Genomic DNA, 13,320 nt, shown 5'->3' on the forward strand with positions numbered 1-13,320 from the left:
GGCCGTGCTGGCCAAACAACCTTCAGCGCCTCAGAAGCACCTCAGCGCCGCCCCCAAGCCACCATCAACGCCCCCGCCGCAGCGGCAGCGCCCAGCGCAGGYACCGCCCTCCATCCAAACGACGCCAACAGCACAGACCCCAGCGCCGCACCGCTGGCCATGCCGACGAACATCGAGCTGACGAGCACGGCATTGAGCCGGCTGCGCGAGGCCGGGTCCAGGCTATAGACCACGCTCTGGTGCGACACCAATGCCGCCTGCACGCCCAGGTCGAACACGATCGCCACGCCCACCAGCAGCCACAGCGACGCCGGCGCCAGGGCCTGCACGGCGAAGGCGATGAAGACCAGCAGCGCGCCGACGCGGATGACGGCCTGTGGGCCGCGCTGGTCCGCCATGCCGCCGGCCAAAGGTGCCGCCAGGGCCCCGGCCGCGCCGGCCAGGCCGAAGGCGCCGGCCACGGCGCTGCCCTGGCCGAACTCCGGCCCCGCCAGCACCAGGGCCAGCGTCGACCAGAAAGCGCTGAAGGCCACGCTCAGCAGCCCCTGGGCCAGGGCGGCCCGCCGCAGCGCGGGATGCCTGACCCACAGGCCCGCCATGGACGCCAGCAGCGCGCCATAGCCCGCCTGCGTCGCCGGCACGAAGCGCGGCAGGCCACGCCACAGCAGCGGGATCAGGGCCGCCACCGCCACGGCGGCCACCGCATAGACGGCGCGCCAGCCGGCCAGGGCCGCCAGCGCACCGCTGGCCACGCGCGAAAGCAGGATGCCCAGCAGCAGGCCGGTCATGACCTGGCCCACGCGCTTGCCGCGCTCGGCCTCGGGCGCCAGCGTGGCCACGGCGGGCACGATGTCCTGGGCCAGCGTCGCCGTCAGGCCGATGGCCACGCAGGCCACGCACAGGGCCGCAAAGCCGGGCGCGAGCGCGGCGAAGGCCAGCGCCGCCACCAGCGCGACCGCCTTGACGAGGATGATGCGGCGCCGGTCGAAACGGTCTCCCAGCGGTGACAGCAGCAGGATGGCCGCCGCATAGCCGAGCTGGGTCAGCGTGGGCAGCAGGCCGATGGTGGCGCTGCCGACACCGAACTGCCCGGACAGCAGGCCGAGCAAAGGCTGCACGTAATACAGGGATGCGACGGCCAGGCCGGTGGCCGTGGCCATCAGCAACGTCAGCGCCGGGCTGAGGGGGGTGATTTCGGATGTGGATGGCATGGGCCCGGCAGTGTCGGCCCGCAGCCCAAGCCCTTGCCCGGCCGCGGGTCTCATGCAGATGGCGTAGAGCTATCCTGACGCCATGACCGACGACGATCTGCTGCGCTACTCCCGCCATCTGATGCTCGACGAGATCGGCATCGAGGGCCAGCAGCGCCTGCTCGACGCCAGTGCCCTCGTCATCGGCGCCGGCGGCCTGGGCTCGCCGGTGGCGCTCTACCTGGCCTCCGCCGGCGTCGGCCACATCACCCTGGTCGACCACGACACGGTGTCGCTGACCAATCTGCAGCGCCAGATCGCCCACGACATGGGCAGCCTGGAGCGGCTGAAGGTCGAGTCCGCCGCCGCGCGCATGGCGGCCCTGAACCCCGGCGTGCAGGTGCGCGCCCTGGCTCAGAAGGCCGATGCCACCCTGCTCGATGACGAAGTCCCGCGCGTGGACGTCGTCATCGACTGCACCGACAACTTCGCCACCCGCCATCTCGTCAACGCCGCCTGCGTGCGCCACGCCAGGCCGCTGGTGTCGGGCGCGGCCATTGGTTTCGACGGCCAGATCAGCGTCTATGACAGCCGCTCCCGCGAGCTGCCCTGCTATGCCTGCCTGTTCCCGCCCGAGTCCGGTTTCGAGGACGTGGCCTGCGCCACCATGGGCGTGTTCGCGCCGCTGGTGGGCATCGTCGGCAGCATGCAGGCCGCCGAGGCGCTGAAGCTGCTGGCCGGCATCGGCGAGCCGCTGGCCGGGCGACTGCTGATGCTGGACGGCCGGCGCATGCAGTGGAGCGAGATCGCCATGCAGCGCGACCCCGAATGCTCCGTCTGCAGCGGCGAATATGGAACCCCTCGTCCGGCCTCGCCTCGCTGAACGCGGGCGCCCCCAGCCGGTCCCCCGAGGGGACGAGGCCGCTCACGGCATTGAGCCGCTAGCGGCCCCTGGCGGGCCGGCTTGGGAGCGGCCCGGCGCTCGGCCCCGGATTTCATGCAGCGGTGGCTTCGGAATGAAGCACAAAATCCAGCGCTGACCTGCCCACAATCTCTCTCGCCCCATGAAGCCCACCGACGTCCCGACGCGCAACTTCCCGACCGCCAAGGAAGAGTGCCGCGACCTGCCCCCTCACCCCGACTACGACGGCCCGGGCGCCGCCTACAACCTGGCCTTCAAGGACGAGACCTTCCTGCTGCGCCAGGACATGCGCGCCGTGCGCATGCAGCTGGAGCTGATGAAGCCCGAGCTGCTGCAGAACGAGCACGGCGTCAAATCCACCATCGTCATCTTCGGCAGCGCCCGCATCCTGTCCGAAGAGGCCGCTCAGGCCCTGCTGACGGTGGCCGAGGACCGCGGCGACGAGGCCGGCGCGCTGCGCGCCCGACGCCACCTCGCCATGAGCCGCTACTACGAGGAAGCACGCCGCTTCGCCCAGATCGCGACGGCCGCCTGTGTCGAGCGCGGCAACCATGTCGTCATCGCCACCGGCGGCGGCCCCGGCATCATGGAAGCCGGCAACCGCGGCGCCTACGAGGTGGGTGGCAAGAGCGTCGGCCTGAACATCGTGCTGCCGCATGAGCAGTACCCCAACCCCTACATCACGCCGGAGCTGTGCTTCCGCTTCCACTACTTCGGCTTGCGCAAGATGCATTTCCTGATGCGCGCCTTGGCCCTGGTGTGCTTCCCCGGCGGCTTCGGCACGCTGGATGAACTGTTCGAGACGCTGACGCTGATCCAGACCAAGAAGAGCCGGCCCCGCCCCATCCTGCTGTTCGGGCGCGAGTTCTGGACCAAGCTCCTCAACATCGAGTGGCTGATCGAGACCGGCATGATCAAGCCCGAGGACCAGCAGCTCTTCCACTACGTCGAGACCGCCGAGGAAGCCTGGGCGGTGCTCGAATCCCAACCCGAACTTGCCACGCCCGCGAGCCCAGCCAAGCCATGACCAAACTCCGCAATGTCTCCCTGATCGGCGCCCCCACCGACATCGGCGCCGGTGCCCGCGGCGCCAGCATGGGCCCCGAAGCCATGCGCGTGGCCGGCCTGGCCGAGGCCCTGCGTGCCCGCGGCGTCGACGTGGTCGACCGCGGCAACCTCAGCGGCCCGTCCAACCCCTGGCTGCCGCCGACCGAGGGCTACCGCCATCTGCAGGAAGTGGTGGCCTGGAACCAGACCGTTCACGACGCCGTCTACAACGAGCTCAAGACCGGCCGCATGCCCATCCTGCTCGGCGGCGACCACTGCCTGGGCCTGGGCTCCATCAGCGCCGTGGCCCGCCACTGCCGTGATGCCGCCAAGAAGCTGCGCGTGCTGTGGCTGGACGCCCATGCCGACTTCAACACCAGCGAGCTGACGCCCAGCGGCAACATCCACGGCATGCCGGTCGCCTGCCTGTGCGGCTTCGGCCCCAAGGAGCTCATCGAGATCGGCGGCCATGTGCCGGCCATCTCGCCGAAGTGGATCCGCCAGATCGGCATCCGCAGCGTCGACGAGGGCGAACGCGCCTTCGTGCACGAGCACGACCTGGAAGTGTTCGACATGCGCTTCATCGACGAGATGGGCATGCGCCACACCATGGAGCTGGCGCTGGCGACTCTGGACGACAACACCCATCTGCACGTCAGCTTCGACGTCGACTTCCTCGACCCGGTGATGGCGCCCGGCGTCGGCACGACGGTCGGCGGCGGCCCGACCTATCGCGAAGCCCATCTGTGCATGGAGATGATCGCCGACACCGGCCGCATGGCCTCCATGGACCTGATGGAGCTGAACCCGGCGCTGGACGAGAAGAACCGCACCGCGTTGGTGGCGGTCGACCTCATCGAAAGCTTGTTCGGCAAGAGCACCTTGATGAGGAAGTGATGGCGCCATGGACGCCACGCCCTATCTGCTCGTCCAGCTCAGCGACCCGCACATCACGCATCCGGGCCGGCTGATCTGCGGCCGCGTCGACACGGCCGCGGCGCTGCGCCATGCGGTCGAGCGCGTGCTGCAGATCAAGCCACGCCCAGTTGCCGTGCTGATCAGCGGCGACCTCGTCGACGCCGGCCACCCGGCCGAGTACGCGCTGCTGCGCGACCTGCTCGCGCCGCTGATCGAGGCTGGCCTGCCGCTCGCGCTGCTGCCCGGCAACCACGATGCGCGCGGCCCGCTGCAGCAGGCCTTTGCGGGCCTGCTCAAGGTGTTCTGCGGCGATGCCGGCGCGCCGGCCATCCAGTACGCGCTGGACCTGCCCGGCCCGCTGCGCCTGGTCGTGCTCGACAGCCTCGTCGATGGCCGGCCCGAAGGCGGCCTGGACGAAGCCCGGCTCGCCCAGGCCGAAGCCCTGCTGGCCGAACGCCCTTCCATACCCACCCTGGTCGCCCTGCACCACCCGCCCCACACGACAGGCCTGGCGGTGATGGATGGCATGGCTCTGCAGCAGGGCCTGGCTGGCTTCGAGGCGCTGATCGCCCGCCACCCGCAGGTGCAGCGCGTCGTCTGCGGCCATCTGCACCGCATGACGCTGGGCCGCATCGCCCACGCCACCTCGCTCAGCGCGCCGTCCACGGCCCATCAAGTGGCACTGGATCTCGCACCCGATGCGCCGCTGGCCATCGCGCTGGAGCCGGCTGGCTGGCTCATCCATGCCTGGGGGCCGGGCCTGCCCCTGGTCAGCCACCTCGCCCACGCGGGTCACCCCGAGGTCATCCCCGATCTCTGAGCGCGATGGCCGTGCGAGGATGCTTCGCATGAAGAAGCCCAGCCTCCTCCTCGGTGCCCTGCTCTGCACGGCCGCCCTCGCGCAAACGCCTGCGCCGCCCAGCGACACCGAGCGCTTCACCCTCTTCAACGCCCCCGTCACGCTGCTGCGCAACGCCCAGCTCTACGACGGCACGGGCAGTGCGCCGCGCGAGCACATGAGCGTGCTGATCCGCGATGGCCGCATCGTCTCGGTCGCCCCCGACGCCGAGCTCAAGACCCCCGCCGGCGCGCTGGTGAAGGACCTCGCCGGTGGCGCGCTGATGCCCGGCTTCGTGCTGCTGCACGAGCACCTGTTCTACCCGACCGAGCGCGGCAGCTACGGTGCCTTCTTCCAGAGCTTCCCGCTGCTGTACTTGGCCGGCGGCGTGACGACGATGCGCACGGCCGGCAGCATGAGCCCCTATGCCGACCTCAACACCTGGAAGGACATCCGCGACGGCAAGGCACCCGGCCCCGACCTGGACGTGACGGCCCCCTTCCTGAACGGCATCCAGGCCTTCGTGGCCCAGGTGCCGCGCCTCGTCAACGCCGAGGACGCCGTGCGCCAAGTAGGCTACTGGGCCGACGTCGGCGCGACCTCGTACAAGGGCTATATGCATCTGACGCGCGAGCAGCTCGACGCGATCGTCAAGGCCGCCCACGAACGCAAGGCCAAGGTCACGGCCCATCTCTGCGCGGTGACCTATGCCGAAGCGACAGCCATGGGCATCGACAACCTCGAGCATGGCTTCTTCGCGTCCAGCGATTTCGTCGACGGCAAACAGGCCGACGCCTGCCCCAGCGGCGACGCCGTGCCCAAGTCCCTCGATGCCCTCGCCGTCGACGACCCGCGCATGGCCGCCCTGCAGCGCCAGATGATTGAGCGCAAGGTGGCGCTGACGTCGACGCTGACCATCTTCGAAACCTTCTCCTACGGCCGCCCCATGGCCCCGGCCGCGGCGCTGGACCTCTTGATGCCGCAGCTGCGTGAGCAGTACGTCGGGCGCTACACCGCCATCCAGCGCGGTGGCCCGAATCCGCACGGCCGCATCTTTCCGAAGAACATGGTGTGGGAGAAGCGCTTTCACGACGCCGGCGGCCTGCTCGTCGCCGGCACCGACCCGACGGGCTATGGCGGCGTCATCCCCGGCTGGTCGTCGCTGCGCCAGTTCGAGCTGCTGCGCGAGGCCGGCTTCGACGCGGCGGCGGCGGTCAAGGTCATGACGGCCAACGGCGCGACCTACCTGGGCCGCACGGCCGACATCGGCCGCATCGCCCCGGGCCTGCGCGCCGACCTGATTGCCTTTGCCACACCGCTGGATGCGGCCAAGCCGGCTTTGCCTGAAGTGGCGTGGACGATGAAGGCCGGCCGCGCCTGGGACCGGGCCAAGATCCTGAATGCCTGGAAGGGGCAGGTGGGACTGCGCTGACGGGCGCCAAGCTTTCAGCGCCCGGGCATCTTCCAGAGAAAAGGATCTCACCATGTCCAGCTATGTCGATGAAGTTCTCGTGCCCGGCGAACAAGTCGTTCACCTCGGGCGTACCAGCCTGTGGTCGGTCTGGCACCTGTTGCTGTTCGGGCTGCTGTTGCTGCCTGCCTTCGGGCTGGGGCTCATCCTGTGGGGCGTTGCCTACGTGCGCATCCGCTCCACCGAGGTGGCCGTGACCACCAAGCGCTTGATCGTCAAGCACGGCTTCATCCGTCGCCACACCATCGAGATCAACATCAACAAGGTGGAGAGCATCCAGGTCGATCAGTCGCTGGTGGGTCGCATGCTCAACTTCGGCACGCTGGTCATCGCGGGCACGGGCTCATCCCATGCGCCCATCGATGGCATCGCGGAGCCGCTGGCCTTCCGCCGCGCCTTCGTCGAAGCGCAGGACGCGGCGCACGGCAACCCGCCTTAGGCCTGCAGACGTACGCACGCGATGGCCCAGGGGCCGACCTCGGCGCGATGCAGTACTGGGTCGTGTCGGACGTCGACGCCGCCGAGCTGCAGCGCTTTGCCACGGCCTGGCGCGCGGCGGCGAGGCGCTAGCTAGCGTGCCTCGATGACACGCCGGATCGCCGCACCCGGCGCCGCGTCGTCCAGCCGCACGCCGTCACCCTCGGCCACCACGCCCAGCTCGCGCCACAGCGCGGCGAGGTCGACGGGCATGGCCGTGTCCTTCATGTCGCGATAGAGCTCGGTCAGCACCGTCTGGCCGACGGCGGCATCGGCCACGGCCAGCAGGCGCTTGACGCTCCAGTCCTGGCCATAGTGGCCGCCCGCCGCCTGCACGCCCTGCAGGGCCTGCCGCAACCCCGCGCGGCCACCGCTGGCCCGCAGCATGCGCACATCGGCCTGCAGGCAGAAGATGGCGCCGCCCCAGTAGAGACGGCCCCAGCTGTGCGTGCCGTCGAGGCCGCCATCGCCGCGGGCGGGCAGGCCTTGCGGCATGCCGCGGACCAGCTCGGTCCAGAGCTGCGTGACCGGCGTGATGCCGGCGCGCGCACGCGCCACCGTCTCGACATAGGTCGCCAGCCCTTCGTGCAGCCAGGTGTGCGCACGCGGCAGATTGGGCACGCTCAGGTGCACCAGTTCATGCACCAGCACCCAGTCGTTCAGAAAGCGCGCGGCGGCGGTTTGCCGGCCCACCCGCACGCTGACGAACGGCTGAGGGTCGACATCGGTCCAGCCGCCGTTGATGCCTTCGCCGGGAGCCGCCCGCAGGCGCAGCTCGATGCGCGGCTGGGGCTGGCGGCCGAAATAGCCCGCCAGCGCGGCCACGCTGCGCGCGACCCAGAGGTCGATCTCGCGCCGGGTGTTGGCAGAGAAGTCACCGTCCAGCAGCAGCGCCACCTCGCCCGAGGGCAGGCGCAGACTGTCGGCCCTGGCTTGCAGAGGCAGCAGGCCGAACAGCGTGCTGACGCAGAGATGGCGGCGGTTCATAGGGGGTGGGCGTGATGATGCTTCGCTAGGCGCTGACGATCCACCCCTCGAGCGGATCGACAGCCTCCGGCCAGCCATGGCGCGGCTGCTGTGCCGCCCAAACTGCCTGCAGCATGGCGAGCACCGCATCCAGGCTGTCGCCGCTGGCATCCGCCACCAGTTCGTCGCGCTGCGCGTGGCTGAGCTTGAGGCGCAGCCCCAGCCGCGTGCGGCCCTGCTCCAGGCCCTCGACGATGTCCTTGCGCGCGATCAGCCGTTCGGGCGTCTGCGCGGCCTTGGTGTCGCTCTTGTAGGAGCGCCTGCCAATCAGTTCGCGCGCCAGCAGGCCCGGGTAGGCCTCCAGCGCGACGCGGCTGGCGTCGCCGTCCAGATGGCCGGCCAGATGCACGCCGGCCTGGATCAACCTCGGCACACCGGCATGCAGCATCCAGGCCACCGGCGGGTTGACCCACTTCATGCTCGGGCTGGCGCCGGCCGGCCCGTCGCAGGCGCGATGGGCGAACTTGGACCCTGCCGGCCGCGCGTCGCAGAAGGCGGCGAAGCGCGCGCGGATTTCTTCGCGGCTCAGGCCGGCGTAATGCGCCATCAGCGCGGCGTAGTCGGTCGGCCAGCCCAGTTGCTCGACGAGCTCACGCGGCAGGCCGAAGGGCAGGTCGAAGCCGGCCACCCAAGGGCCGGGGCGGGCCAGCCAAGTGGAAAACTCGTCCAGGTCATGTAGCGCTACCAATCCTGTCAGGCGCACGACAGAACCATGGCGCTGGCCGCCGGCGACCCGGATTGGCTTGCTACGGCGGGGTGCACTCGTGAAGTCGACCCCGAAAACAGCTGTGTCGCTCATGGGCGGCATTCTGGGCCTAGGCAGAATCGCCTGATTCCATGTCTGACCTGCTAGACCTCCCCGCACTGCCTGCCGAAGACACCGGTTTTGACACCGCCGCCTTCGACGAGGGCTTTGCCGCCGCGCGCCTGCGCGCCGCGACGGGGGGCTACCAGGCGTCCAGCGAGGCCCTGGAGCAGCTGCTGCTGACCTGCCCGCTGACCCAGCTGCGCCGGCGTGCCGAGGCCCTGGCGCTGCTGGCCCATCAATACCCGCGCCTGGGCCGGTTGACGGCCAGTGCGCGCTGCGCCACCGAGGCCCTGAGCCTGGCCGAGCGGCTGGCCGACGACGCCCTGCTGGCCGACGCGCTGACCTCCGAGGCCTTCATCTACGGCCAGTTGCTGATGGGCCGCGAGGCGCTGGAATCCGGCATGAAGGCGCTGGCGGCGGCGCGCCGTGCCGCCGACCCCACCCGCGAAGCCTGGGCGCTGAACCGCCTGGGCGTGGCCTATTCCAGCCTGGACAACCCAGCCCAAGCCTGCGCCTCGACCGACCAGGCGCTGGAGATCGCCGCCCTCACCGACTGCGCCGAGGTGCTGTTCTCCTGCCACAACAACCTGGCCTATTTCTGGCTGCGCCGCGTCGAGGAGGCCCGGACCTGCGGCGAAACCGCCGTGCTGGCGGAAGCCGTGGCCAGCGCACGCCGCACCGCCGAGCAGGCCACCGTGCTGGCGCGCCAGTCGGGCAGCCCCTTCCAGGTGGCGGTGGCCGTGTCCAATCTCGTCAACGCGCTGCTGGCCGGCGGACTGCTCGACGAAGCCTTGCCGCTGCTCAACGAATTCGGCCACCTCGCCCACGACCACGGCTACCGCACGCTGGCCATCGAAGCCGACGCGCAGCGCGCCGTCTTCCTGCGCCTCAAGGGCGAACCGCTGCAGGCCGCGCGCATCCTGGAGGCGCTGCTGCACGCCGCCGTCGAGCCGCCGCCCAAGCTGCGCCGCCTGCTGATCCGCTCGCTCTACGAGACCCACAAGGCCTGCGGCCAATACCGTGAGGCCCTCGCCTGGCTGGAGGAACTCGTCGGCCTGGACCGCCAGATCACGCGCGACAACCTCGTGCTGCAGACCGAGGTCATCCTGATCCGCGATCAGGTCGAGCAGGCCCAGGCCCGCGCCGACAGCGCCACCGCCGACGCCCGCCGCGAGCGCGCCCGCGCCGTCCACCTCGAGACCGAGCAGGCGCGCCTGCGCGAGCACGCCATGGCCCTGGACCGCGCCGCCCACGAGGACGTGCTGACCGGCCTGCACAACCGCCGCCACGCCGAGTTCGCCCTGCCCCTGCTGGTGGAGGGAGCGCGCATGGCCAACCAGGTCATCAGCGTCGCCGCGCTGGACGTCGATCACTTCAAGAAGATCAACGACACCCATGGCCACGCCGTCGGCGACGCCGTGCTGCAGCAGCTCGCCCAGCTGCTGCGCCACCGCCTGCGCAGCGCCGACCTGATGGCCCGCATCGGCGGCGAGGAATTTTTAGCCGTGCTGGTGGGCATCGCGCCGCAGCAGGCCGCCGAGATCTGCGAACGCCTGCGCCTGGCCGTCGTCGAGCATGACTGGGCCGCCATCACGCCCGGCCTGCTCGTGCGCATCAGCGTCGGCATCTCGGGCGGCGCGCCGCTGCAGCATCAAGGCGACAGCCTGCTCAACCGTGCGGACCAGGCTCTCTACGCGGCCAAGCGGGGTGGGCGGAATCGGGTGCACGTCGACTAGACAAGCCCCGGCAGCGTCGCGAAATACCGCTTCAGCGCCTCGATCGCCACCCTCACCTTGGCCGGTTCGCCTTCGCGCTTCGGCGTAACCGCCACCGCGGGCATCGGCGTGAAGCGCCATTGCGGCAGCAGCCGCACCAAGGTGCCGCGCGACAGCGCCAACAGCACGTCTGAATAGCCCAGGCGCGCAATGCCCAGGCCCTGCTCGCACATCTGCTGCAACGCCACATGGTTGTTGCTGGCAATACGCACGGGCACCTGCAGGCGCTGGCTTTCGCCGCCGGCGCCGTGCAGCAGCAGGGCAATGGTCGGCGCGGCGTCCGGGGTGTCCTGCGCCTCGCGGGCCCAGGCCAGCCAGTCGAAACCAAGCAGATCGGCTGGCGTCGCTGGCTCGCCGTGGCGCTCGACATAGCTCGGCGCCGCGCACAGCACCATCTCGATCTCGCACAGCGGCCGCGCCACCCAGTTGGAGTCGGCGAGCTGGCCGACGCGCACCGCGATGTCGATGCGGGCGTCGATGAGGTCGATCATGGCGTCGTCCACCAGCAAGCGCAGCCGCAGCTGCGGCGACTGCGCCAGCACCGGCGCCAGCGCCTGGGCGATATGCGCCGCAAAGCCGACGGGTGCAGCGACGCGCAACTCGCCGCTGGGCGCGTCACGCGCGTGGGCCAGCGAATCCGCCGCCGCGCGGGCCGCCTCGACGAGGCGCAGGCAGTGCGGGTAGCAGCGCTCGCCGGCCTCGGTCAGCGCGAGCTTTCGGGTCGAGCGGTGCAGCAGCGTCACGCCCATCTGGCGCTCCAGCGTGCGCAGCGTCTGACTGACGGCCGAGGCGCTCATGCCCAGGCGCCGCCCGGCCGCGCTCATGGAGCCGGCGGCCACGGTTTCGGCGAACACGGCAAAGGGCTTGAGCTCGTCCATCTTCAACTCCTGCTTCAAGGTCTTGGCGATTTTGGCCGTCTTATCGCCAGATCTTGAAGCCCATATCGTTCACTCATCACTTCACCCTTTGGAGAACACCATGAACATCGCCCTCATCGGCCCCACCGGCTTCGTTGGCAGCGCCGTGCTGGCCGAACTGCTGCGACGCGGCCATCAGGTCACGGCACTGACCCGCGACCCCGCCAAGCTGGAAGCCCGCCCGGGCCTGACGGCCGTCGCTGCCGACGCCTACGACGCCAACGCCGTGGCGACCGCCGTGCATGGCCACGACGCCGTCGTGTCGGCCTTCAATCCGGGCTGGAACGAGGCCGAGCTCTATGACAAGTTCCTGCGCGGCGCCACCGCCATCACCCAGGGCGTGGAGGCCAGCGGCGTGAAGCGCCTGCTTGTCGTCGGCGGGGCGGGCAGCCTCTTCGTGGCACCCGGCGTGCAACTCGTGGACACGCCGGACTTCGCCAGCCATGTGCCGGCCAACATCGTGCCCGGCGCCCGCGCCGCCCGTGACCACCTGACGGCCCTGCGCGGCAACACCGCGCTGGACTGGACCTTCCTGAGCCCGCCGGCCCTGTTGGCGCCGGGCGCACGCAGCGGCGGCTACCGTGTCGGCGGCGAGCAGCTGCTGATGGCGGGCGACGCCCCCGCCGGCATCACGGTGGCCGACCTGGCCGTGGCCATTGCCGACGAGATCGAGCAGCCGCACCATCAGCGCGCCCGCTTCACGGTTGCCGCGCTCGGGTAGGGCTGCACTGACGATCGCATGCGGCCTCGCTCACCTGTGCAGTCGACGGCGTTCGACTAGATTGGAGTTGTCGCGAGCCAGAGTTGCAGCTGAAGAGTTGCTCTACAGGCGCTGACCGACACCAGGGCCCGATGCCTGAACGCATCGGGCCTTTTCTTCGGTGATGATCGGCGGCATGAACCCCGTCCTGATCGAAGTGCTGCGCGGCAGCGCCGTCGAATCCCGGCATGCCGGCGCGCTTGCCATCGTCGACGCATCGGGCACCGTGCACACGGCCCTGGGCGACATCGACCGACCCATCTTCCCGCGCTCGGCCGTCAAGCTGCTGCAGGCCCTGCCGCTGGTGGCCAGCGGTGCGGCCGAAGCCTTCGGGCTGACGGACGCCGAGCTGGCCCTGGCCTGCGCCTCGCACAGCGGCGAGCCCGAGCATGTGGCCACGGCGGCCGGCGTGCTGGCCAAGCTGGGGCTGGATGCCGATGCACTGGAATGCGGCACGCAATGGCCCAGCCGCGAGCCCGTGCTGCGCGGCATGGTGGCGCGCGGCGAGCTGGCCACGCCGCTGCACAACAACTGCTCGGGCAAGCACAGCGGCTTTGTCTGCGTCGCCTGCCTGATGGCACGCAATGCCGGCGCCGAGCCGGTCGAGTTCGTGCGGGGCTATGTCGCGGCCGAGCACGCCGTCATGCGCGAGGTGTCGGCATCCTTGTCGGCAACAACGGGCATCGACGTCGAGCAGGCGCCGCGCGGCATCGACGGCTGCTCCATCCCGACCTTCGCCCTGCCGCTGCGCTCATTGGCGCTGGCCTTCGCGCGCTGCGGCAGCGGCCAGGGCCTGTCCGACGGCAACGCCCGCGCCGCGCGCAGGCTGCGCCAAGCCGCCGCCGTCGCACCCTTCATGGTGGGCGGCACCGACCGTTTCGACACCCGCGTCATGCAGGCCTATGGCGAGCGCGTCTTCTGCAAGATTGGCGCCGAGGGCGTCTATTGCGCAGCCCTGCCGGAACTGGGCCTCGGCATCGCGCTCAAGATCGACGATGGCGCTGTCCGCGCGGCCGAAGCAGCCTTTGCCGCAGTCGCCCAAGGCCTGCTGAAGACCGAGGACGAGCTGTTACGCGGCCACAGCCACTTGCAATTGCGCAACTGGCGCGGCATCGACGTTGGCTCGCTGCGGCCGGCGCAAGCGCTCAGCCAGGCGCTCGCGCTCTAGCCT

Annotated in this window: 13 protein-coding genes; 9 read left to right on the top strand and 4 right to left on the bottom strand. The window is 70.5% G+C overall.

Annotation, left to right across the window (positions count from 1 at the left end; all coding sequences use genetic code 11):
• Positions 1–41: 41 nt before the first annotated feature.
• A complete protein-coding gene (locus tag AC1DW3_RS17270; protein ID WP_477933097.1) occupies positions 42–1,211 on the bottom strand; it encodes an MFS transporter in 1,170 nt (389 codons plus the stop codon).
• 82 nt (positions 1,212–1,293) lie between these two features.
• Here AC1DW3_RS17270 and AC1DW3_RS17275 point away from each other — a divergent pair, with 82 nt between their 5' ends.
• The 6 genes from AC1DW3_RS17275 (at position 1,294) to AC1DW3_RS17300 (ending at position 6,825) form a co-directional block, all read left to right on the top strand.
• Entirely contained in the window at positions 1,294–2,073 is a 780-nt protein-coding gene (locus AC1DW3_RS17275; protein WP_477933099.1) for a HesA/MoeB/ThiF family protein, read from the top strand.
• A 181-nt stretch (positions 2,074–2,254) separates the two neighbouring features.
• Positions 2,255–3,139, top strand: coding sequence for an LOG family protein (locus AC1DW3_RS17280; protein ID WP_477933101.1), 885 nt, complete (start codon positions 2,255–2,257; stop codon positions 3,137–3,139).
• A complete protein-coding gene (gene rocF / locus AC1DW3_RS17285; protein WP_477933103.1) occupies positions 3,136–4,056 on the top strand; it encodes an arginase in 921 nt (306 codons plus the stop codon). Before AC1DW3_RS17280 ends, rocF begins: the two co-directional genes overlap by 4 nt.
• 7 nt (positions 4,057–4,063) lie before the next feature.
• On the top strand, positions 4,064–4,897 hold the full coding sequence (locus AC1DW3_RS17290; RefSeq protein ID WP_477933105.1) for a phosphodiesterase: 834 nt from the start codon (positions 4,064–4,066) through the stop codon (positions 4,895–4,897).
• A gap of 28 nt (positions 4,898–4,925) precedes the next feature.
• Positions 4,926–6,347, top strand: coding sequence for an amidohydrolase family protein (locus tag AC1DW3_RS17295; RefSeq protein ID WP_477933107.1), 1,422 nt, complete (start codon positions 4,926–4,928; stop codon positions 6,345–6,347).
• Between the two features lie 52 nt (positions 6,348–6,399).
• Positions 6,400–6,825, top strand: coding sequence for a PH domain-containing protein (locus tag AC1DW3_RS17300; RefSeq protein WP_477933109.1), 426 nt, complete (start codon positions 6,400–6,402; stop codon positions 6,823–6,825).
• Between the two features lie 131 nt (positions 6,826–6,956).
• On the opposite strand, the gene AC1DW3_RS17305 is transcribed toward AC1DW3_RS17300, so the two are convergent.
• Both AC1DW3_RS17305 and AC1DW3_RS17310 read right to left on the bottom strand, forming a co-directional pair.
• Complete coding sequence (locus AC1DW3_RS17305; protein WP_477933111.1) at positions 6,957–7,850, bottom strand: hypothetical protein; 894 nt, start codon at positions 7,848–7,850, stop codon at positions 6,957–6,959.
• 25 nt (positions 7,851–7,875) lie between these two features.
• Complete coding sequence (locus AC1DW3_RS17310; RefSeq protein WP_477933113.1) at positions 7,876–8,697, bottom strand: DUF429 domain-containing protein; 822 nt, start codon at positions 8,695–8,697, stop codon at positions 7,876–7,878.
• Between the two features lie 29 nt (positions 8,698–8,726).
• Between AC1DW3_RS17310 and AC1DW3_RS17315 the strand changes: the two genes are divergently transcribed.
• On the top strand, positions 8,727–10,433 hold the full coding sequence (locus tag AC1DW3_RS17315; protein WP_477933114.1) for a GGDEF domain-containing protein: 1,707 nt from the start codon (positions 8,727–8,729) through the stop codon (positions 10,431–10,433).
• Here AC1DW3_RS17315 and AC1DW3_RS17320 read toward each other — a convergent pair.
• Positions 10,430–11,350: a LysR family transcriptional regulator gene (locus tag AC1DW3_RS17320; RefSeq protein WP_477933116.1), complete on the bottom strand. Its 921-nt coding sequence runs from the start codon at positions 11,348–11,350 to the stop codon at positions 10,430–10,432. The genes AC1DW3_RS17315 and AC1DW3_RS17320 overlap by 4 nt on opposite strands.
• A 100-nt stretch (positions 11,351–11,450) precedes the next feature.
• On the opposite strand from AC1DW3_RS17320, the gene AC1DW3_RS17325 reads away from it, so the two are divergent.
• Complete coding sequence (locus AC1DW3_RS17325) at positions 11,451–12,110, top strand: NAD(P)-dependent oxidoreductase (RefSeq protein WP_477933118.1); 660 nt, start codon at positions 11,451–11,453, stop codon at positions 12,108–12,110.
• Positions 12,111–12,285: 175 nt separating this feature from the next.
• Positions 12,286–13,317 carry an asparaginase gene (locus AC1DW3_RS17330; RefSeq protein ID WP_477933120.1) on the top strand — a complete coding sequence of 344 codons (1,032 nt, stop codon included), beginning with the start codon at positions 12,286–12,288 and terminating at the stop codon, positions 13,315–13,317.
• Positions 13,318–13,320: the final 3 nt, after the last annotated feature.

It is taken from the genome of Roseateles sp. P2_H4, from assembly GCF_056403315.1.